The 21,066-nt window shown below is 51.1% G+C and carries 20 protein-coding genes; 5 read left to right on the top strand and 15 right to left on the bottom strand.

Features of this window, described 5'->3' with window-relative positions; genetic code table 11:
* Window position 1 precedes the first annotated feature (1 nt).
* The 11 genes from rsxB to HER31_RS18745 all read right to left on the bottom strand — a co-directional run bounded on the left by rsxB (window position 2) and on the right by HER31_RS18745 (window position 11,443).
* Entirely contained in the window at window positions 2-559 is a 558-nt protein-coding gene (rsxB, locus tag HER31_RS04450; protein WP_168659469.1) for an electron transport complex subunit RsxB, read from the bottom strand.
* A gap of 3 nt (window positions 560-562) precedes the next feature.
* A complete protein-coding gene (rsxA, locus tag HER31_RS04455; protein WP_168659470.1) occupies window positions 563-1,141 on the bottom strand; it encodes an electron transport complex subunit RsxA in 579 nt (192 codons plus the stop codon).
* A 130-nt stretch (window positions 1,142-1,271) separates the two neighbouring features.
* The gene (locus HER31_RS04460; RefSeq protein ID WP_168659471.1) at window positions 1,272-3,155 is read right to left on the bottom strand and encodes an EAL domain-containing protein; all 1,884 of its coding nucleotides are present in this window, start codon (window positions 3,153-3,155) and stop codon (window positions 1,272-1,274) included.
* Between the two features lie 611 nt (window positions 3,156-3,766).
* On the bottom strand, window positions 3,767-4,582 hold the full coding sequence (locus HER31_RS04465; protein WP_168659472.1) for an NAD-dependent epimerase/dehydratase family protein: 816 nt from the start codon (window positions 4,580-4,582) through the stop codon (window positions 3,767-3,769).
* A gap of 70 nt (window positions 4,583-4,652) precedes the next feature.
* The gene (locus tag HER31_RS04470; protein ID WP_168659473.1) at window positions 4,653-6,839 is read right to left on the bottom strand and encodes a TonB-dependent hemoglobin/transferrin/lactoferrin family receptor; all 2,187 of its coding nucleotides are present in this window, start codon (window positions 6,837-6,839) and stop codon (window positions 4,653-4,655) included.
* Window positions 6,840-7,002: 163 nt separating this feature from the next.
* Window positions 7,003-7,770, bottom strand: a complete 768-nt coding sequence (locus HER31_RS04475) for a heme ABC transporter ATP-binding protein (RefSeq protein WP_168659474.1) — start codon at window positions 7,768-7,770, stop codon at window positions 7,003-7,005.
* 4 nt (window positions 7,771-7,774) lie between these two features.
* A complete protein-coding gene (locus HER31_RS04480) occupies window positions 7,775-8,791 on the bottom strand; it encodes a FecCD family ABC transporter permease (protein ID WP_168659475.1) in 1,017 nt (338 codons plus the stop codon).
* 1 nt (window position 8,792) lies between these two features.
* Window positions 8,793-9,641: a heme/hemin ABC transporter substrate-binding protein gene (locus HER31_RS04485; protein WP_168659476.1), complete on the bottom strand. Its 849-nt coding sequence runs from the start codon at window positions 9,639-9,641 to the stop codon at window positions 8,793-8,795.
* On the bottom strand, window positions 9,638-10,057 hold the full coding sequence (locus HER31_RS04490; RefSeq protein WP_168659477.1) for an ExbD/TolR family protein: 420 nt from the start codon (window positions 10,055-10,057) through the stop codon (window positions 9,638-9,640). The genes HER31_RS04485 and HER31_RS04490 overlap by 4 nt, the downstream gene beginning before the upstream one ends.
* Window positions 10,054-10,695, bottom strand: coding sequence for a MotA/TolQ/ExbB proton channel family protein (locus tag HER31_RS04495; RefSeq protein ID WP_168659478.1), 642 nt, complete (start codon window positions 10,693-10,695; stop codon window positions 10,054-10,056). Before HER31_RS04495 ends, HER31_RS04490 begins: the two co-directional genes overlap by 4 nt.
* A 22-nt stretch (window positions 10,696-10,717) precedes the next feature.
* Window positions 10,718-11,443 carry an energy transducer TonB family protein gene (locus HER31_RS18745; protein ID WP_202983602.1) on the bottom strand — a complete coding sequence of 242 codons (726 nt, stop codon included), beginning with the start codon at window positions 11,441-11,443 and terminating at the stop codon, window positions 10,718-10,720.
* Window positions 11,444-11,645: 202 nt separating this feature from the next.
* Between HER31_RS18745 and hutW the strand changes: the two genes are divergently transcribed.
* From hutW to HER31_RS04525, 5 genes are all read left to right on the top strand, one after another.
* Entirely contained in the window at window positions 11,646-12,998 is a 1,353-nt protein-coding gene (hutW, locus tag HER31_RS04505) for a heme anaerobic degradation radical SAM methyltransferase ChuW/HutW (RefSeq protein ID WP_168659479.1), read from the top strand.
* A complete protein-coding gene (gene hutX / locus HER31_RS04510; protein ID WP_168659480.1) occupies window positions 12,995-13,498 on the top strand; it encodes a heme utilization cystosolic carrier protein HutX in 504 nt (167 codons plus the stop codon). Before hutW ends, hutX begins: the two co-directional genes overlap by 4 nt.
* Window positions 13,499-13,526: 28 nt before the next feature.
* Entirely contained in the window at window positions 13,527-14,063 is a 537-nt protein-coding gene (locus HER31_RS04515; protein ID WP_168659481.1) for a pyridoxamine 5'-phosphate oxidase family protein, read from the top strand.
* 91 nt (window positions 14,064-14,154) lie between these two features.
* Window positions 14,155-15,909, top strand: a complete 1,755-nt coding sequence (locus tag HER31_RS04520) for an ABC transporter transmembrane domain-containing protein (protein WP_168659482.1) — start codon at window positions 14,155-14,157, stop codon at window positions 15,907-15,909.
* A gap of 113 nt (window positions 15,910-16,022) precedes the next feature.
* Window positions 16,023-17,021 (top strand): PepSY-associated TM helix domain-containing protein, encoded by a 999-nt coding sequence (locus HER31_RS04525; protein WP_168659483.1) that lies wholly within the window; start codon window positions 16,023-16,025, stop codon window positions 17,019-17,021.
* A 722-nt stretch (window positions 17,022-17,743) separates the two neighbouring features.
* On the opposite strand, the gene HER31_RS04530 is transcribed toward HER31_RS04525, so the two are convergent.
* Genes HER31_RS04530 through HER31_RS04545 form a run of 4 tightly spaced genes read right to left on the bottom strand, consistent with a single transcriptional unit; the run spans window position 17,744 to window position 21,065 of the window.
* Window positions 17,744-19,810, bottom strand: coding sequence for a heavy metal translocating P-type ATPase (locus tag HER31_RS04530; RefSeq protein ID WP_168659484.1), 2,067 nt, complete (start codon window positions 19,808-19,810; stop codon window positions 17,744-17,746).
* Window positions 19,810-20,118 (bottom strand): YtxH domain-containing protein, encoded by a 309-nt coding sequence (locus HER31_RS04535; protein ID WP_168659485.1) that lies wholly within the window; start codon window positions 20,116-20,118, stop codon window positions 19,810-19,812. The genes HER31_RS04530 and HER31_RS04535 overlap by 1 nt, the downstream gene beginning before the upstream one ends.
* A complete protein-coding gene (locus tag HER31_RS04540; protein WP_168659486.1) occupies window positions 20,102-20,413 on the bottom strand; it encodes a magnetosome protein MamC family protein in 312 nt (103 codons plus the stop codon). The genes HER31_RS04535 and HER31_RS04540 overlap by 17 nt, the downstream gene beginning before the upstream one ends.
* Window positions 20,400-21,065, bottom strand: a complete 666-nt coding sequence (locus HER31_RS04545; protein WP_202983603.1) for a YtxH domain-containing protein — start codon at window positions 21,063-21,065, stop codon at window positions 20,400-20,402. Before HER31_RS04545 ends, HER31_RS04540 begins: the two co-directional genes overlap by 14 nt.
* Window position 21,066: the final 1 nt, after the last annotated feature.

Consider the following 21,066-nt stretch of genomic DNA (forward strand, 5'->3'; position numbering starts at 1 on the left):
GTTATGAAACCTGTTTCACTGGAATTCGGGCAATATCCCAATTCCAGTTTTGTGTCGTAGTGGCAATTGGTCGCATCTCAATGCAATCAACCGGGCACGGTTCAACGCAGAGATCGCAGCCGGTGCAATCGTTGGCGATGACGGTATGCATCTGTTTACCGGTGCCGACAATGGCGTCAACCGGGCAGGCCTGAATGCACTTAGTGCAGCCAATGCAATCCTCTTCGATGATGAAGGCCACCGTTGGGGTGTTATCTTTAGCTGCACCGTCGAGGGGCTCCGGTTCAACACCGAGCATATCGGCAAGTTTGACGACGGTTGCTTCGCCACCTGGAGGGCAGCGGTTGATTGGGGCTTCGCCTTTAGCGATGGCTTCGGCGTAGGGGCGACAGCCAGGGTAACCGCATTGGCCACACTGGGTTTGAGGTAACGCTTCTTCGATCTGCTCGACAATAGGGTCACCTTCGACCTTAAAACGAACGGCGGCATAGCCAAGAATTAAGCCAAATATCAGCGCCAGTAGGGCGATGACAGCAACGGCAATAACAACACTGCTCATTATCTATTTCACCAAGCCAATAAAGCCCATAAAGGCCAAAGACATCAATCCCGCAGTGATCATACCAATGGAGGCACCTTTGAAAGGGGCTGGTACGTCGGCGGCGGCTAAGCGCTCACGCATGGCGGAAAACAGAATCAACACCAAGGCGAAACCGGCAGCAGCACCAAAGCCATAGAGCACCGAGCTGATGAAATCATGCTGTTCGTTGATGTTGAGCAGCGCAACACCAAGCACGGCACAGTTGGTGGTGATTAGCGGCAGGTAAATCCCAAGTACTCGGTGCAGTGAGGCACTGGTTTTGCGGACCACCATTTCAGTTACCTGCACCACTACGGCAATCACCAAAATAAAGGCAAGAGTACGCATGTAGGTGAGATCCAGCGGCACCAGCAGATACTGGTGAACGAGATAACTACAGGTAGAGGCTAGCGTCAGCACGAATGCAGTCGCCATCGACATGCCGATAGCGGACTCAAGCTTACTGGATACACCCATAAACGGGCATAAGCCTAAAAATTTTACTAACACAAAGTTGTTGACCAACACTGTGCTGACCAGCAAAAGCAAATATTCGGTCATGAATAGGGGATCAATTCAAAAGGGATAGGCCATTATCGCAAATGCCCACCGTTAAACAACTGACAGTGGACGTGGTTATTTAGCGATTGGCCAAAGGTTAAGCGCCTCAGAGCAAACTCTGAGGCGTATTTCACACTTGCAACACCTTAAATGGTGTCGGAGCAGACAATAAATGCCCTTGCAGCCCATCAATGCGTAAATCTTCCAACGCGATACGCTCTTCGTAGCGTTCGATATGGGTGCCAATAACGCGGATTTCCAGTCGTACCGAGATATCGAGCACCATCTTCACGAAGAATCGATTGTTACTGTCTTTATCAATATTTTTGGTGAACTCAGGAGCCAGTTTAACAAAGTCTGGTTTGAGTGCCTGTAGCGAACGGAACGAGGTGAGTCCATTGCCAAAACGATCGATGGAGATGCGAATACCGTGACCATGAATACGCTGAAACCACTTCACCAATTGGGTTGGGTTGAGATCAATTGAGCGTTCGCTGATCTCGAGAATCAAGCGACCAGACAACCCAGGGGTGCGAGTGATCCGTTCTTCTAACCACTTAAGAAAGTTGTTATTGGTAACCGAGTGAGTGGCGAGGTTCAAACCGTAACAATGCTTGGGGTTACCATTGTTTTGGATCTCGCGAACCACGGTATTGAAGATCATCTTATCCAATTCAATGGTGCGCTCGTTTTTCGATGCCATTGCCAACAAGGTTTGGGTTGGCAGCTGATTACCATCCTTGTTGGTGAAGCGAGCAAATAGCTCCTGGTAGATGATATTGTCGTCACCCACAGCAACAATCGGTTGCTGAGTAAATTCAATGCGATTGTTGCTGATAACATCTTCAATGACCGCTTGCCAGCGGTCGTTGTCGATATCAAAATCCATCAAGTCTGGCTCGAGGTAGAAGTAACCGTTAGGTCCTTCTGCTTGGGCGATGCTGATGGCGGTATCCAACTGGATCAGCAGTTGGCTTACCCGGTCTTTATGTTGGTATGGCACTAAACCAATGTAACCGGTACTGGTCATACTCTCGCGATCGGCGAGCTCAGCAAACTGGCGCGAAAGTGGCTCCAGCAGTGGCAGCGCGTCTTCCTCGACGATGTTTGGTAATCGCAGCAGGAAATCGGTAGAGCTATAGCGATACAGCGATAAGCGGTTATCGGCAGCGACCAGCTGGTGCAGGTATGAAGCAACGGTCGAGAGGAAGTCATCGCCGCTCTGGTTGCCCAAGCGGGTGTTAATATCATCGAGGCCATTGGCGCGAACCATCATCAAGAAACCGTGACTAGTAGGTTTGCTGTTGGTTTGCTCCATATCAAGGTTAAAAGCAGCGCGGTTGGCCAAGCTGGTTACCGGATCGGTCATCGACTCTTGCACTTGATCCGCATTGGTCTTCTGTAGCTTGGTGAAATGCAACTTCAATTGATCGCGGGTGGCGATGATGGTGCGTGCCAGTGGCTGAAACGGGCCACGGATCTGCTCGATAATAGACGGTAAGTCGAGGCTGGGTAGTCGTGCGACGGCATTCTCTAGTGCGTTGAGGTTGGCGCGTTGACGGCGACCACCGCTAATCAATAAAACGCTAAAAAGCAGGAACGTCAGCGTGAGTGCAATCAAGATTGGGATCATACCGGCAGAGTGTTTCTCGAGGTAATAATCGGTATCCATGCCGATGGTTACTTGACGCTCACCAATCTTGAATTCGTCTTGCAGTAACTTGTCATCTAGCATCTTGCTCAGCGGATGAGTTGTGCCTTTAATCTGGCCAAAAGTCCACGGCTTAACGCTGTCTGGAGAGAAAATTTGGGCGAATTGAACCGGATGCCGTTTCAACGCCGACCGAAGCTGTTGTTGATCCCAGCTTTGCTGTTGGCGTAATTCCGACATAACTAATAGTTGGTCTTCTGCGATGTGTTGCTTGGTGCTCTCTAGCAGGTAGTGGCCAAAGGCCGCGACCACGAGTAGCTGAAACAAACACAGAAGCATAACGGGGTAGCGTGAACCAATCATGGTGGTAGAAATATCCTTTTTCGTGCACCTGGCAAATCTAGACAAAATGTAGGGCGTTCCAGCGTCAAACTTACCCACTGTGGACACGCTACTTTTTGCTTCTCAGCTTCGCTAGCTAATAACTGATTTACTTAACGTAATTCATTGTAGCAGCGTTTTTAGCCGGAGTAATAGTAGGCGGTTACTAAAAGCGCTACGGCGGCATGACTAAGGCAGGGAAATGGGCCGATGAAAGGTAAACTTTACCCATAGGCACAGCGTTCGGCGGCGCTGTGCTTTAGTATCGGCCAAGAAAAATAGCGTTAGCGTTTAGTCAAAGCTGTGTATCAACTAAGTGTTGTTCTTTCCAATGCAGTTAAAGCACCGGCTAGGTGCGTCCCAATACTAGGGGCAAAGCACTACCGTCGTTGATCTTCTGCTGCATCGGAGCAGTCCAGCGAAGCGTTTTGGACTGCGACCTAAGGCAAAGGGGGATTGCAAAGGGGGCAAAGCTCCCCCCCTAATGCACACAAGAATGTGCCGTCGCCACTGCGACATCGTCACCTAAAAGCATCGAAATCGGTTCAGCCAAAGGCTTGATATAAACCTCAACACTTAACTGTGACAAAGCCTTAGTCAATGCCTAATGCTTGAACAGGATCAGGGCGAACAAACCGATATCCAAGAGTTGTCACTAACTTATCGCAGTTCACAATCCGGTAAGGTTTTGGCTCAGTTGAGAACTTAGGGCTATCGATTCCCGCCATTTGACAGGATTTCGAGTACAGTTCCCGCCGCGTTGGATGAATCGGTGCGCTGGCGTTGAAGGCTTGGCCCCACGCATTTTGTTCGATAATGGCGCTGATAATGCCGATGCAGTCGTCACGATGAATCATGTTAACCGGATCGTCGGCGCCTTTCAGTTCGCGTCCAGAGAAGTAGTGCCCTGGTTGGTAGCTGCCGCCAATCAAGCCAGCAAAACGGACAATGGTGGTTTCGAACTGGCCATGAGCAGTAAAGGCCTGCTCTAAATCCATCCACGGGGTATCACTAAACGGCGATTCGATTCGTACGGCATCGGTTTCGCGTACTTCAGTGTTGTTTTGTGGATAGATAGAGGTCGTCGCAGTAAAGATCACCTGTTTGATCGGTGATGCCGCTATCGCCGCAGTAAGGTTTTGCAGTAGCCGCAGGTAGTATTGGCTTTCCCCTTCGATGTAGCTTGGCGGTAGGGTAACGATGGCAATATCGGCATTGAGCAGCGGTTTGATTTGGTCGCCACTATTTGGAGTAAGTTTGAGCTGATGGGCTTCGATTCCAGCGCGCTGTAACTGCTCGAGTTTGGCGGTAGTAGTGGTGCTGCCGATTACTCGATGTTGCTGACTAATAAGGTGCTTTGCTAAAGGCAGGCCAAGCCAGCCGCAGCCAAAAATGGAGATGGTAGACATGAAGTTCCTTGCGAAGTGGAAAACAAAGGCAGGCCAATGGCCTGCCTTTTATCGGAATAACGAGCAAAGGTTAGAAGCTGTAGCTTACTGATACACCAACGTTACGGCCTGGCTCGGTGTAACGGTCCATGTAAACCTTACCGGTTTCGATGCCGTCCACGTCGTTCCATTGGGTGTATTTCTTATCGAAGGCGTTGTAAACCCCAGCGCGCATAACCAATGAGTCAGAGATGTTGTAGTACGCGGTCAGATCAACCACGGCGTAACCGGCGGTGGTGTAAAGGTTGTCTTCTGATACATCGCTTTCGTCCTTCTTGCTAGAAGCAACCATCGCTAATGAACCACCCCAGATCTCATCGCTGTCGGTGTAGCTTAATGCCACGCTGCCATTGAGTGGAGCAACACTATCCAGCGGCTTATCTTCAGTGTCGTTTTCACCGTCAGCGTAAGCGATAGCAAAGTCTAAGGTTAAACCTTCAACAACGTCGTCCAACCACCACTGAGCTTTAAACTCGATACCTTGAATAGTGACTTCACCAACGTTCTGGTACTGAGTCTCACCGTACGGGTACAGTGGGTTTTCGTAAGAGGTTTCCGCTTCGATAAAGTTGTCGTAGCTGTTGTAGAACAATACCAATTCAGCCGAACCGACATCGCCACTGTAGCGCATACCAAATTCGTAAGAATCGCTCTCTTCCGCTTCCAGATCAGGGTTTGGCGAAGAGGTGTAGAAGCCCGGCATGCCACCGCTGAAGTACAGTTGGTTCAGTTCTGGTGAGTGGAAGCCCTGTGCAAATTGGAAGAAGGTATTCCAGTTGTCGTTGATTTGATAAACCGCACCAAGACGGAAGGTCACATCTTCATTTGATGGGCCCTTAACGTCGGACATGTCATCGCTGTAGTTTGGATCGTCTTTCGGATCGATGTCGGTGCTATCGAAACGCAACGCTGGAGTTACCGTTAATTGCCCAAACTTGATCTGATCTTGAATAAATAGACCGTAGACTGTTGACTCAACTTCAGGGAAGTAGCTGGATTGGGAGTTACCGTCATGTTCGTAGAAGTTGCTGTTAAGCTGCTCCATTTTTGTGAACTTTGCGTCACCACCGTAGCTTAAAGTGTGGCCGAAACTACCGGTCTGGAACTGCTTCACCATATCGAAGTTGAACTGCCAGTTATCTTCGCTGTAGTCGCGATGCTTCTCACGCTCCTGCGCAACTGGATCCGGGTTGAACATCGACGGGTTGCTGGTGTAGATGTCGTGGGATTCAGCGTCGGATTCGGTGGTCTGGTAGCTCAGTTTCCAGCTTACTCGATCAAACGCAGCGGTGGATTTGTTCCAATCGTGCTCAATGCTAACGCGGGTGCGCTTGCTGGTGTCGTCGTAGCTGTAATCTTCGTATTTACCGAGGCTGGTTTCACCTTGCTGTGACAGCAATTTGCCGTCGCCACGGTCTTCAAAATACTCCGCCGTTAACCCAACGCGATGGATATCGCCATTGTAGATAACTTTACCTAAAAAGGAGTCTGAACTGGTGTTAGCAGGATCGGCCTTGGTGCGGGTTTCGCCGTCGCCGCCAACGTCGCCATTGGTTTCTAGTTCGTTACCATCGCGGCGAGTGTATTGCAGCAGGCTTTCCCACTGGCCACTGCGATTGGCTAGAGCGAAGGTTTCAGCAAAGCTGTTGTCTTCACTCAGGTAAGCGACCTTTACTTTGCCGCCAAAACCATCGCCTTCCTCTAAGAAGTCTGCTGGATCAACGGTGGTGTAAGCAACCGTGCCACCAACTGAATCACTGCCATACAACACCGATGACGGGGTTTTGGCAATCTCAACCTGTTTTAGGGTTTCCATATCGATGAAGTTACGGCCGGAGTTCATAAAGCCGACACCATCGTCGTAGTCATTGGCTTGGTTAACACCATCAACCATGATCTTGACGCGGTTGCGTTCAATACCACGGATGTTAAAGCCAGAACCGCCAAAACGGCCATTGCCGGTGGCTTCAACGCCTGGCTCGTAACGGACCAAACGCTCAATGCCGTTAACCTGTTGATCGGCAATCTGCTCAGCGTTAACTACGGCCATTGCCGCAGGCACTTCGCCAGTCTTTAGCGTGGTTGCACGAGTTGCTGAAACCACAACATCGTCAAAAAGGGTAGCCTTGCTGGTGGACTCAATTTCTTCCGCTGCCAACTGTGGCACAGCCAAAATCGCGACAATTGCGCTGGCTAGCGGAGTGAGTTTTCTAGTCATCATAAATCCTTGTTTATAACTTAACAATGCGAACGAGCAAGACAATACAAATGATTATCATTTAGATCAACATCTAATTTGATAAATATGAATTCAATTTTCATAGTAGTGACCGGAGGCCACAAATCTGCTCAATAGTAAATAATTTCAACTGGTTGTGCCGTTAAAGCACAACCGGAGTACCGTAGGTCGGATCGGTTACTAAGGTTGGTCGGTAGTGCCAAACGGTTTCGATTTCGTCACTGGTGATGACGCTATGGGCATCACCTTGGCACCGGATGCCACCGTTGTGCAGTACAACCAAATGATCGGCGTAGCGGGCTGCTTGGTTGAGATCATGCAATACCGCTATCACCCCAAAACCGTGTTGATGAGCCAAGGTTTGGGCCAAGCCGAGAATGCGGTGTTGTTGCGCCAAATCCAATGCCGATGTCGGCTCATCCAGCAGCAACAGCGGCGGTGCAGATGCTTGCGATAACTGGGTCAACACCCGCGCTAGCTGCACTCGCTGTTTTTCACCACCAGATAGGGTCGGGTAACGGCGCTGACTAAGGTGACTGGCATCAACCTGTTGCAGTGCCTTAGTTACAATCTCGGCGGCTTCTTCTTTACCTGCTTGCAGCGGAAACAAACCCATTTCCACCACTTCACGAACGGTAAAGGGGAAGCTAAGACTATTGTGTTGCGGCAACACTCCCAATTGTCGTGCTAACGGTATGCGAGGCCACTCAGACATTGAACGCTGATGAAACTGGACGTTACCGCTGCAGGGGATCTCACCGCATAGCGCCTTGAGTAGGGTACTTTTACCGGCGCCATTGGGGCCAAGCAGAGCGGTAACCTTACCTGGCTCAACCGTCAGCTGAATATTTTGCAGTAACGGTTTGCCACCAACACTGACGTTTAGATCGGTAACTGAAAGAAAGCTCATGAAATTATCCTAAACGGCTGCGTTGGCTAAGAAGTAGGGCAAGAAAGAATGGCGCGCCCATGATGGCGGTAACAAGGCCAACTGGCATCTCTGCTGGTTGCATCCAAGTACGGGCACCTAGATCGGCCAACAACAGCAAGGCTGCGCCTAATGCGGCACTTAGCGGCAAGAGCGTGCGGTGATCTGGACCAATCATCATCCGAATGAGGTGCGGCACCACCAAGCCAATAAAGCCGATCATACCTGCTGCGGCAACGGCCACACCGACGCCCATGGCGGTCAGCATAATCAGTTTGATCTTGAGCTTTTCTACCTCGATACCGAGGTGACGTGCTTCCGCTTCACCCAGTAATAAGGCGTTCAGGGCTGCAGCTTGTTTCTGGAACTGCCAAATCAGTATTGCCAGAACCACACCACAAATAGCGATGCTATGCCAGCGAGCCGAGGCTAGTGAGCCCATCTGCCACAGGGTCAGATCCCGCAGTGCCATATCGTTGGCTAGATAGGTCAATAGACCAATACCAGAGCCAGTTAGAGCAGAGATAGCAACACCGGCAAGCAATAGCATAGTGACCGAGGTGCCACTGCTGGAGTGGGCTAGTCGGTAAACGGCTAAGGTGGTGATCAAGCCGCCAACAAAGGAAGCGAAAGGCACCAAGTAATCACCGGCAGCAGGGAATAATACGATGCAGATTGCAGCACCTAATGCAGCACCGGAGGAAACCCCAACAATGCCCGGATCGGCTAATGGGTTTCGAAACAAGCCCTGCATAACTGCACCGCAAATTGCCATTAGTGCGCCAATCACAACTGCCAATAGAGTACGCGGTAAACGCACGTTACTGATAACCAGTTGTTCGTGATGCTCCAAGGTGGTGACGGGGGAGAACGACACCACTTGCCATAGAGCTTTAAGGCTATCGCTTGGAGCAATAGCTAAGGGTCCAGTTGTAATTGACAACAGGCTAGCGATCATCAGCGAACCGATCAGCGGTAGCCACAATAAACGGACGTGGTTCATGTTAATCGATCTCCACCAATCGTTGCGCTAACTGCTCGGTAGCATTCAGCGCGGTTGGGCCTAAGCCACCGAGTAACGATTCAGTTGAGAGGTTGATAACACGGCCGTTTTCACCGGCTGGGGTAAATTTGAGCAATGGTAGGTTTTCAAGTAATTGCTTGGCAGCGTCAGACTCATCCAAGGTTGGCTTGTTAACCAAAATTAGATCCGGCTTCATCGCTAATAGCGTCTCTTCTGAAGCGCTCTTATAGCCATTGAAACCAGCACCATTAACGCCACCAGCTAAGGTAATAATGCGATCCGCTGGAGTGCCGTTACCACCGAGTTTTGGCGCACGGTCACTGCGTAATAACAAGAACAACACCTTTGGTTCCCGTTGTAATTCTGCACGCAGGGAGGCGATGCGTTGCAGCTGCTCTTCAACCTGTTGCTGTAGCAATGGACCTGCGCTTGGGTCTGCATCCAGCAGCTCTGCCAATGATTCGATATTGCGCAGCAACTGTTCAGGGCTATCAGAGGTTGGCAGTACCGCGACCTTAACCTTGGCGTCACGTACCACACTCAGTGCGGCCTCCGGTCCCATTTCGTTGCTGCCAATGACCAAATCGGGATCAACAGAAAGTAACCCTTCGGCAGACAGAGCGCGGTGATAACCGAGCTTGGCAATCTCTGTATCTTCAGGAACCTGGCTACTCATATCGACAGCCACCAATTTGCTCTGCGCCTTCAATGCCATCACCAGTTCGGTGATACCGGCACCGGCACTTACTACTCGTTCAGCAGCCATTGCCGGCAGGGATAACGATAGTGCGAGGGCGGTAGCGCTGAGTTTTAGGGTGATACGGTTCATTTGGATTCCTCCATAATAATATGGGTTTGAGTGATCTGTTTGGCTTGCAGCAACGCTAACAATTTCATTAATGGTTGGATTGGCGCTTCTTTATCTGCGGCAACGATCACTGGGTGTTCAGGGTTGGTGTTGTAACTGCTTAGGAACGCGGCTTTAAACGCGTCCCAATCATCAAATTGTTGCTGATCGAGGGCGTAATGCGGCGTTTGCGCAACGATGCTTACCGCTATCACCTTGGGGTCTTGCACAGTGCTTAATTCAGTTTCTTGTTGCTCAGGTACCGCCACCGGCAGCGTTAAGATCTGCGCATTGGCGGTGAGCAGCAGAAACACCAATACAATAAAGATGATGTCGATCAGCGGTGTTAGATCGACACTGTCGGTCAATGTTGACTGCTGAACTTGAGTGCGGATCACGCTCTCATCTCCTTACCTGAGCTTGGGTATACGCCGGCTAGCCATAGGTTGAGGTGGTTAAGTACGTGTTCTAAACGACTCATCTGTCGTTCAGCCCATAGGCTTAACAGGTGGGCACCTCCAATAGCAGGCAGGGCGATAATCAAGCCTGCGGCGGTGGTGTACATAGCAAGGCCAAGTCCGTCAGCGAGCAACGCAGGGCTTACCGGCCCTTCGGTTGCGCCAATTGATTCAAACATATTGATCAAACCCAACACGGTGCCGAGTAATCCCATCATTGGGCTGACAATCCCAATCACCATTAACAGGCGCAAGCCGGTGGTGAGCTGGCGCCGCTGTTTTTGCAACCATACTGCCGCAATCTCTTCCCGCAGGTTTTTGTCGTGCTCAGCATGGCGCAGCAGCATTTGGGCGCCCCGCGCTAATAGACTGCGGCGGCCAGATAGCTCATCTCGCAGTGCCTCGCAGTTAAGAGGATCTTTACAGTTGAGCCGATGTAACCAGGTTTCTCGGCGAGGCGTATTCAGCACCACAGTGGCGAAACGCTCAATCAAGATAATCAATGACAAGGTCAGGCTTAGTAATAGCGGCCAAGCCATTACGCCTAATAGATCTAGGGTTTGGTAAAACAGCGCCATGATGGCTAACTCCGTGAAAAATTTAGTTTAGAGCGAAGCGAACGGGAATTTGGATGCGAGAAGCTTGGCCTGTGCCGTTGTGGCTTAGCGGCGCAAACAACCATTTTGCAACTGCAGCTAAAGCGGCTTTGTCCAAACTTTTATGACCACTGCTGTGCACCAGTGCTCGTTTTATCTGATCACCATTGCCGTCCAACCACACCTCGACCATAGCGACACCCTGTTGACCGCGTTTCCGAGCAACCTTGGGGTACTTAGGCGGTACCGGCGGTTCACGAAAGGTTGGGGTCTCGACCAGTTCTGGTTCACGGCTAACCCCTTGCTGACTGGCGACCGATTGTTGTGGCGGCACGACTTCAGCAACCGGTTCTGGTTTAGGTTCTGGCTTAGGTTCTGGTTTAGGTTCTGGCTTAGGTTCTGGTTTAGGTTCTGGTTTAGGTTCTGGTTTAGGTTCTGGTTTAGGTTCTGGCTTAGGTTCTGGCTTAGGTTCTGGCTTAGGTTCTGGCTTAGGTTCTGGCTTAGGTTCTGGCTTAGGTTCTGGCTTAGGTTCTGGCTTAGGTTCTGGTTTGGCCGCAGCCGTAGCCTCGATTTGTGGCGCGACTGGTGCCGTAATCAACGCAAGGCTCACCTGCGAAGTTATCTGTCCTGATGCTTGCTTAACTTCGGTTGGATAAGGCATGTCTGCGAATACATAACCTTGGATTAATAGTGCAACCGAAGCGGAGGCGAAATAGCGTTTGGTGTTCACGGCAAAGGGTCAGTCGTTGTTTAGTAATTAAAGGTTAATGGTGATGATAGATCGAATGCAAATAAAAATGATTCGCGTTTGATCTAGATCTGATTTTGTTTTACCGTGGCATCACGTTGAAACATATCACTTAGTCGGTGAAATTTTTTCGAGATTAAATCTCGTCCTTACCGGCTGAACCAGTTAGTAGTATGGAGTTGTGATGAAATCCCATTTTGAGATGGACGAGTCGATGACCGGTCGTTCCACTCCAGATCCGCTTAAGTTTGCCTTTGATCAGAAGCGGGGAGCCCATGCCGGTGGCATGGGGATGGCGCCGCTAAACGCGGAACAGGCTGAATTAAAGATCACCGAGTTGTTGTCGCAGCCTGCCACCATCAACAAGCGTCGAGCGCTGTATCTGCATATCCCTTTTTGCCGGGTTCGATGCACTTTTTGCAGTTTTTTCCAGTACGCCTCTAGCCGTAAGCTAGTGGATCACTACTTCAGTCTTTTGCTGCAAGAGATCGCCCGAAAAAGCGCAACTACCTATGCCCAGAGTGCTCCGTTTCACGCGGTTTATATCGGCGGCGGCACCCCTACCGATTTAAGCGCTGCACAGTTGAAAGAGTTGGGGCAGGTTATTCGCGCCAGTTTCCCATTAACACCAGACTGTGAAATGACCTTGGAAGGTCGCTTAAATCGGTTTGATGATGCCAAGTTTAATGGCGCGCTTGAGGGTGGTTTTAATCGCTTCTCGTTTGGGGTGCAGAGCTTCAATACCAACGTGCGCAAAGCCGCAAAGCGGCTTGATGATCGTGACTATGTTATGTCGCGGCTGAAGGATCTTAACCAAGCGGATCAAGCGCCAATCGTTATCGATCTGTTGTTTGGGTTGCCGTATCAAACGGCGGAGATTTGGCAGCAAGACTTGGAAGACGTGATTGAGTCACAGGTAACCGGAGTTGACCTGTACCAGCTTATCGATCTTAAAGGCACGCCAATGCTAAGCCAGTGTGAGCAGGGCAAAGCGCCACCACCAGCTACCACCGAATTTAAAGCTGGTTTGTACCGTATGGGCGATGCCTTTATGGCGCAACACCGTTTCCGTCAGCTTAGTTGCAGCCACTGGGCGCGAGACGGCCGTGAACGAAGTATGTACAACAACCTAGTTAAAGAGGGCGGCGAGATCCTACCTATGGGCGCCGGCGCTGGTGGTAATTTTGGTGGTTTTGCAAGCATGCAGCCACGGGATATCGACCAATACGAGCAGGCGTTAACGGATCAACAGTGGCCATCGGCGATGTTGTTACCCAAGGCGGAAAACACCCTTAAGTCGAAGTTGGTTGGCCTATGCGACCAAGGTGGCATTGCACGCTATGTCATTGGTGATGAGCTGTATCTACATGCCCAACCCCTGTTTCAAGCGTGGGCCGATAATGGCCTTGCTCAATTCGATCAGCATTCGGTCAATTTCACCCTCGCCGGGCGTTTTTGGCAGGTGAACCTGTGTAACGGTTTACTTAAGTTCTTAGAAAAAAATCCACTAGATAGCAAAATAGAGAGATGTGCATGAACACCATTGCAGAACAAGTTGCCACCAAGATTGGCGCTAATCCTAACCAGATGCCAGCACAGATTGCTGATGAACTGATGGTGTCAGAATTTGATGTGGTCGTTAATCTACCGGCTTCAATGGCAACGCTATTCCCGCGCGCCGAGCTCGATAGCTTGATGGCGGAGCTGCCTGAGTGGGGCCCAGTTACTACCATTGTGTCTGTTGCTGGCAGCATCTTTGAAGTGAAAGCCCCGTTTCCACGAGGCAAGGTTGGCCACGGCTACTATAACCTAATTAATAAGGGTGAAGGGCTACATGGTCACCTAAAGATGGATAACGTGGCTAATGTGATGTTGGTGAGCAAACCCTTTATGGGGGCTGAAAGCCACAGCATTCAATTCTTCGATGAGGCCGGTGCCATCGTCTTTAAGATCTACTTAGGGCGTGACCGTAAGCGGGTACTGATCCCTGAACAGGTGCTGCGTTTCCAACAACTGCATCAAGCGTACGGGGCGTAAGCTAACCGACCGCGAAGGAGCCCTATCGATGGAACAAAGTAAAACTGAACGTTTGCAAAGTCGGTTATTACCGGAGATCGACGCGTTTAAGCAAGAGTGCCAAACGCTTATGTTGGCCAGCAAGAGCAATGATCACCAAACCAATGTGAGTTATGCGCCATTTGCCTTAGCAAACGGCGGGTTTTACATCTTGGTGAGCGATTTAGCCAAGCATGGTCAAAACTTGAAACAGTGCGCTGAATTATCAGTGATGATGATTCAAGACGAGACCAAGGCTAAGTCGGTATTTGCTCGAAAACGGCTTACCTTTAACGTGCAAGCACAAGCTATCGGTCGCGCTGACAAAGAGTTTGCGGTTGGCAAAGCGGCGTTGGTGGACCGCTTTGGCGAGATGGCACTAAAGCTATCAAGCCTAGAAGACTTCCATATGTATAAGTTAGCGCCTTATCGCGGTTTGTTTGTAAAAGGCTTTGGCCAAGCGTTTGAGCTTAACGGTGCCGATCTGACCGACATCAGCTGGATGACAGGTGAAGGCCACGGCCATAAGCACCAGCAAGTCAGTTAAAGTCTCCCAATATCTGTGCCGCTTCGAATCCTAACAATCGCAGCGGCACTGCCATTTTTGCTTCAGTTCTTATGTTGTTGAGCAATCTGTTATGACCTCTTCTCACTCTGCGGTACTGCCGTGGATCCTTTCACTATTAGTTCCTTACCGTCGCCAAGTTGTTATTGCCGCCATCGCGTTATTTACTGGTTCACTCAGTTGGCTGGCGCTGGGGCAGGGGATTAAGATCCTTGTCGATCATGGCTTTACCAGTGCTGGCGCAACCACACTCAATCAAGTAATGATGGGGATCCTCGGTTTAAGCTTGATTAGTGGCCTAGCGGCGTACTTTCGCTTTTACTTTATGACGTGGTTAGGCGAACGCATCAGTGCAGATATTCGCCGCAACGTATATCGCCACGTACTCTCGCTACCTCTGCAGTTTTTCGAAAAAACTAAAACCGGTGAGCTGATCTCTCGCTTTACCAGCGACACCACCATCATCCAAAACGCCGTAGGTATGAGCTTGTCAATGGTGCTGCGCTCAAGCGTTACCATTGTTGGCGGTATTGTGATGATGCTGGCGAGCAGCCCGGCCCTTACCGGCTATGTGTTGGTAGTGGTGCCGCTGGTGCTGGTACCGATTAAAGTATTGGGAGCCAAGGTTCGTCGTCATGCCCGTGCCAGCCAAGACCGAGTGGCCGACATCGGTGCCTATGTGGATGAATCGCTGCACGCGATTCACACCGTGCAATCCTATGTGCATGAGCCGGTCGATCAACGCCGCTTTGAGCAGGGAGTCGATGCGGTATTAACTGCTGCGGCAGTGCGTATTCGCTATCGCTCACTGCTGGTTGCAAGCGTAATGACACTGACGATTGCCGCGATTACCTTGGTGGCGTGGTTTGGTGCCCATGAAGTGCTGTTGGGATCTCTTTCAGCAGGTGAGCTGTCGGCGTTTCTGTTCTATGCGCTAATCACTGCCGGCGCGGTTGCCACGGTTAGTGAAGTCTTAGGCGAGGTGCAACGCGCTAGCGGCGCTGGCGAGCGGCTATTGGAGCTACTGAACAGCCCAATACCCAGCCGCATAAGTGATAACAGCGGCATTAATGACGGCTTGCCTGCGCCGGTTAACGGTCAGATTACCTTAACTGGAGTGCGTTTTGCCTATCCGTCGGCACCGACTAAAGCGGTAATTGATGATCTATCGTTGACGGTTGCCGCTGGTGAACGGATTGCTTTGGTTGGCCCAAGTGGTGCCGGTAAGTCCACCATGTTCCAACTGCTGCAGCAGTTCTATCAGCCACAGCAAGGCAGTATTTGCCTTGATGGGATCGATCTCAGCGGGATTGAGTTAGCCGAGTTGCGACGCCAATACGCACTGGTGCCACAGGATCCAACCATCTTTGCTGACAGCGCACTGGAAAATATTCGTTATGGCCGACCAGAAGCGACCGAGCTTGAGGTTCGAGCTGCCGCCAAAGCCGCCCATGCGGATGAGTTTATTGAGCTGCTCAGTGATGGCTATAACACCAACCTTGGCGAGCGCGGAGTGCGTCTGTCCGGTGGCCAGCGGCAACGGATCGCCATCGCTCGAGCGCTGTTGGCAGACCGGCCAATCTTGCTGCTTGATGAGGCGACTAGTGCACTCGATGCCAATAGTGAACATAAAGTACAGCAAGCGTTGGAGGTGTTGTTGCAAAACAAAACCAGCGTAATTATTGCCCATCGCTTAGCCACAGTAATTAATGCTGATCGCATTGTGGTGATGGATAAGGGGCGAATTCATGCCGTTGGAACCCATCAACAGTTGCTGCAACAGAGCGATCTGTATCGTCAGTACGCTGAGCTGCAGTTGGTGAGTTAGCTCGCCGTTGCAACGATAATGTTACGTCAGTGGTATTTATTGATGCCATTGACGTGAACTTAAACCTGAATTACGCCGGCCGCCCATTGTGACGGTTGGCGATAGGTGATGATATGACCATAACCAAAAAATCATTAAGGGTGTCTAAGCAGGTGCATATGCGCATGCTTAGGTGGCATCGTTATTTGGCGCTGTTATTTAGTGTGCCTATTTTCATACTTATTTTTACTGGAGCGATCCTAGCGACCATTCCGCTACTACGAGATTACCCAGGGCCGCCGCCGCTTGAGCAAGTTAAAGCAGCGGTAACTAAGTTTGAACAGGTGCCATATCAATACTTGATGTTCCGCAATGACATCGGTGAAGCGCGATTGGTGTCGATGTCGGCCGCTGGCATGAGCATGGACTCTGCCAGCCTATACAGCGGTGAGTTGATCGAAGCAAAACCGATGGAGCGCTTTTACGTCATTGTTCGGCACATTCATAAAACCTTTCTAAGCGACCACCAATGGTTGGTTGAACTGTCGACTTGGGCCTTGTTAGTGGTGTTGTTGTCTGGTGCGATTATTGTCACCAGATACCGCCGTCGAACCACCATGATCGGCTGGCATTATGGCTTAGCTGTAGTGGTGTTAGTGCCGCTACTGGCAATGACGGTGTCGAGTTTAGTGATGCTGCAAAAGCACAAGCAGCTCAAGGCAACGCCTACCGCAATGGCGGCTAACGCCAGCAGTGTCATGGGCAAGTCTCAGAGTGAGAGTGTTGCCTTGGACGTTGACCAGTTGTTTACCGTGCTAACCCAGCACAACGCTAAAACCATCAGTTCGATTCAAAAAAGTAACGGCGACTACTCGGTTACCTTTGTTGACCAAGATGGATTGGCTAAACGTTATGATGGCGACGCTATGACGACATTGCCGCCCAGTACCGGTAAATTTTGGAGCGAGGTTCACCTTGGCAGTTGGGGCGGGGTTGCTTCAATTGGTCTCTATGCTGCCTGCAGTTATAGTGCCGTGCTGCTGTTTATTTTGGCATTTGTGGTGTTGTTTAAGCGCAGCTATAAACGCTGGCGTGCTAAGCGCAGTCGCCTTGCCCGGGTGCCGGTAAGCTAACCCTGAGTTACCTAGTTAGCGTCAGTAGCCGCTGTATTAAGTGATTAGCTTGGGGTGATTGCAGTATCGTCGGTTTAAGGTTAAGTCCGGCATCAAGCCGGTATGAGGGTTTGACCTAATAAAAGGCTGTGAAGCAACTAAGTGTTGTTCTTTCCAAGGCTGTTAAAGCACCGGCTAGGCGAGTCGCGATACCAAGGGTAAAGCACTACCGCTATTGATCTTCTGCCGCATTGGAGCCGTTCAGCGAAGCGTTTTGGACTGCGGCCTAATGCATACAAGAATGTGCCGTCGCCACCGCGACATCGTCCCCTAAAAGCGCCGAAATCGGTAGAGCCGAAGGCTTAAGGTAAGCTTCAACAGCTAACTACGACACAGCCGAATAAAATGGCCACGCTACCGAATACGTTAGCGTGGCCATTATTAAGGCGGTATAGCAACTAAGTGTGTTTCTAACCAGTACCGTTAACGCACCGGTAAGGCGCATCCCGCTACCAAGGGCAAAGCACCACAGCCGTTGTTCTTCTGCCGCATTGGACTGCGACCTAAGGCAAAGCGGGCAAAGCTCACCCCTTAATGCATACAAGAATGTGCCGTCGTCAGCGCGACATGGCCCCTCTCAAACACCACAATCGGCATTGCCCAAGGCTTGAGATAAATCTCCACAGTTAACTACGACACAGCCATTTTTAGGTGCTTAATCGCGTTCGAAGTACGCTGAAGCGCTAACCGTTACGAGCGTTCATCGCACGGGCTAATACCGCAAGGGTGGTGCCATTATGAAGCAAAGCGCTGGTACCTGGTTTGAGGTAGCCCAAAGCCGCGCCAAGCATAATGCCGCTGTTAACCACTTCCGCTAGACGAATGTTACTTTGGATAAGCTTCATCGCCTGCTGTGCCAGTTGCCGTGCTTCAGCCACACCGAGAAGGTTGTCTTTCATCAAGGTGACATCCGCGGCCATATGGGCCAGATCGGTACCGGTTGCCATTGCTAAACCAACATCGGCAGCGGTTAGCGCTGGCGCGTCATTAACGCCGTCACCAACAAACAAGATCCGGTGACCCTGTTGCTGCAGCTGTTTGACGATTTCGGCTTTGCTTTCCGGCGTTGCTTCGGCAAAGCATTGATCGAAGCCGAGTTCAGCCTGCATCTGCAGTGCCTTAGCGGTGGTGTCACCGGTTAATAGCACCTGATGGTTAATCCCTGCATCACGCAGTGCAGCAAGGGTATCGAACACTTCATCGCGGAGGGTATCGCGCAAGCCGATAACGCCAATAGGTTGGTTCTCACTGGCTAAGAACAACATATGTTTACCGGCAGCTTGAAGCTCGGCAATGGTTGCTTCCATCTCAGCAAAGTCGACCCCTTCGTGTGTCTCGAGGAAGTGGCGACTGCCAATCAATAGCGGCTTATCGTCAATGGTGCTTTTCAGGCCATGGGCAATAATGTAATCAACTTCGCCGTGCTCAATATGCGGTAGATCGATCTGTTTAGCAGTGTTTACCACAGCCTGAGCCAAGGGGTGATTACAGTGTTCCTCTACTGACGCGGCAATGGCAAGTAGCTCTTTGGCACACTGTTGCTCGGTCATGCAGACCACGTCGGTGACTTCAAGATCGCCGTAGGTAAGGGTACCGGTCTTATCGAAAATGACCGTGTCGACCTCAGCTAAGTTTTCAATGGCACGACCGCCTTTGAATAACAGTCCCTGTTTGGCCGCGCGATACATTATTGACTTAAAGGTAACTGGCGTGGACAGCTTCAAGGCACAGGAGTAATCAACCAAGAATACCGAAGCTAACCGTTCGAGATCGCCGGTAGCGGCAAAGACCGCCGCGCCGATCCCTAAGGTGATCTTAACCCGCCGCTCAGCCATCTGTTGGGTAGCAAGCTGAGTTTGGCTCTTTTCCCCTAACGATTCGGCGATTACATTGGCGATCTGAGCGGTGGTGGTTTCGCTGCCAACCTTTTCGACCGTCATGGTGATGTTGCCATCATAAATAGCCGTGCCGGAGTAGATAAACGCGCCTTGCTCTCGTCGAACCGGTACGGACTCACCGGTTAATGAGGCTTGGTTTACCAAGGCAAAGCCAGATGTGATAACCCCGTCGGCTGGAATCATATCGCCTGGGCTGAGCTTAACTAGGTCATCCACCAGCAGATCTTGTGAGCTCACCTGTTGCTCTAAACCGTCACGAACCACCCACACCGTGGTGTGCTTAGGTTGCATCAACTCAGCCAATAGCTTGTCGCTATTACGGCTGGTTTTCTGCTCCATGTACTCGCCCATCGACAACAGTGAGTGGGTAAGCATTGCGGTTTTGTTGTCGTTGCGCCATGCCGACATGCCGATAGCAACGGCGTCGAGCACCTCAACTCCGAGCTTTTTCTGCTGTAGCTGCTGTGCGCCTTCGGCAATGGTTGGGGCAATCAATCCCAATGTGGCAACGCGACTTATTTTACCAGGGAACAGGCTAGCGCCGAGCAAACCAATAAGGTTTAGTGCGATATCACCACGGGTGTATTGGTGCTCTTCATCGTCGTCGATTGCGGTTGCATCAAGCCAATCAAGATCCGTTAGCCGTTGCTCAACCTGTTGCTGAGTAAGTAGGGCGGCGTCGTATTGAATCACAATAGACTGGGCTGATTCGTTAATACGAACCCCTTGCACGCCTTGCAGCGCCAACAAGCCTGAACGCAGCCATTGCGACAACCCGGTAAGGGGCTGACTAGGCGCCACCTTAACGCGGATGCGACCGGGCAGGTGGTGTTTTACCGATAGAACAGACATTATTTGTCCTTGTGCATGTTCCGGTAGTACTCAAGCTCAGCTTGAGTATCTTCAAGGCGTTCTTTCAGTTCTTCAACTTCGCCACGAACGGTAGACCAAACTTTGGTACCGGTGGCAGCAACGCCTTGCTGAACTTTCTTGTTGCTGGCTAAGTAGGCCACGGCCGCACCAGCAATCAACCCAGAGATGAAGTGGGTGTTTGAATTTTGCTGTTGGTACGGCGTTTGGTATGGGGTTTGCCCATAGCCTTGCTGTGGTGTTTGACCCGCGTATGGGTAGCCAGAATAAGGGTCATAGTGTTTGGTCATGGTTTGAGTCCTTTAAATCATCCATTAGATACAACGCCGCGGCGCCGCCAAGCAGTACTGTCGCCAATGAAAGTGCTGGGCGACCAGCCATATTGGTAGCGACTTTGGTGGCAACACCACCGGCTAAACCCGCTTTGGCAGCGTCAATTACCGTTTTGTGGGTAAGTTCATTAATGCTGATCTCACCACGTTGGTAAGCCCCCCATTGGTTGGCGGCAGAGGCTCCGCCGCCAAGCAGGGCGCTGGCAATCAGCGCACGCTGCGCCGCGCTAAGCTGTTGGCTACTGTTGCTCATCGTCTTTGGCCGTTGGTTGCTCTGGAGCGGGTTCCGCTTCGGCTGTTGGACGATGGCGTGCAACCGATTCGCTGAAGCCAGCTTTGCCAGCCGCGACGGTATCGCGTAACACATCGGTGCCCATGTGGACGTTGTCGCTCACGCTGGATGCGGCGCCAGTGGCTGCACTTTTTACTTTGTCGCTACCGGTTTTAAGCAGATCACCGGCGTTGCCGAGCATGCTCATTAGGTTACCGCGCATGTTTTCGTTGCTGAGCAAAAGTGCTGCAGCCGCGCCGATCATCGCGCCTTTCCAAAACTCTTTGTCATCAACGCCAAGCTTGTGCAGCAGATCTTTAAACACACCTGCTTGGTCGCCCATCAGACCTTCTAGCATCTGTTGTGACTGCGCTACCATCGGATCCGGTGCGTGCTGGTGGCCGTGGCCTTGAGGGGCAGCATACTGCGGTGGGTGACCATAGTAGCCTTGTGGCGGCATCTGCGGCGGCATCTGTGGCGGCATCTGTGGTGGCATTTGTTGCCCCTGCGGTTGACCAAAATGCTGGTACGCATGAGGATGCATATGCGGTGGGCAGTAGCCGTGCATTGGGTGCGGCGGGTACGGGTAACCGTATGGAGGGTATTGCATGTTTTGCTCGTCCTTGTTCGCCATG

Source organism: Ferrimonas lipolytica (assembly GCF_012295575.1).
Taxonomy (GTDB): domain Bacteria; phylum Pseudomonadota; class Gammaproteobacteria; order Enterobacterales; family Shewanellaceae; genus Ferrimonas; species Ferrimonas lipolytica.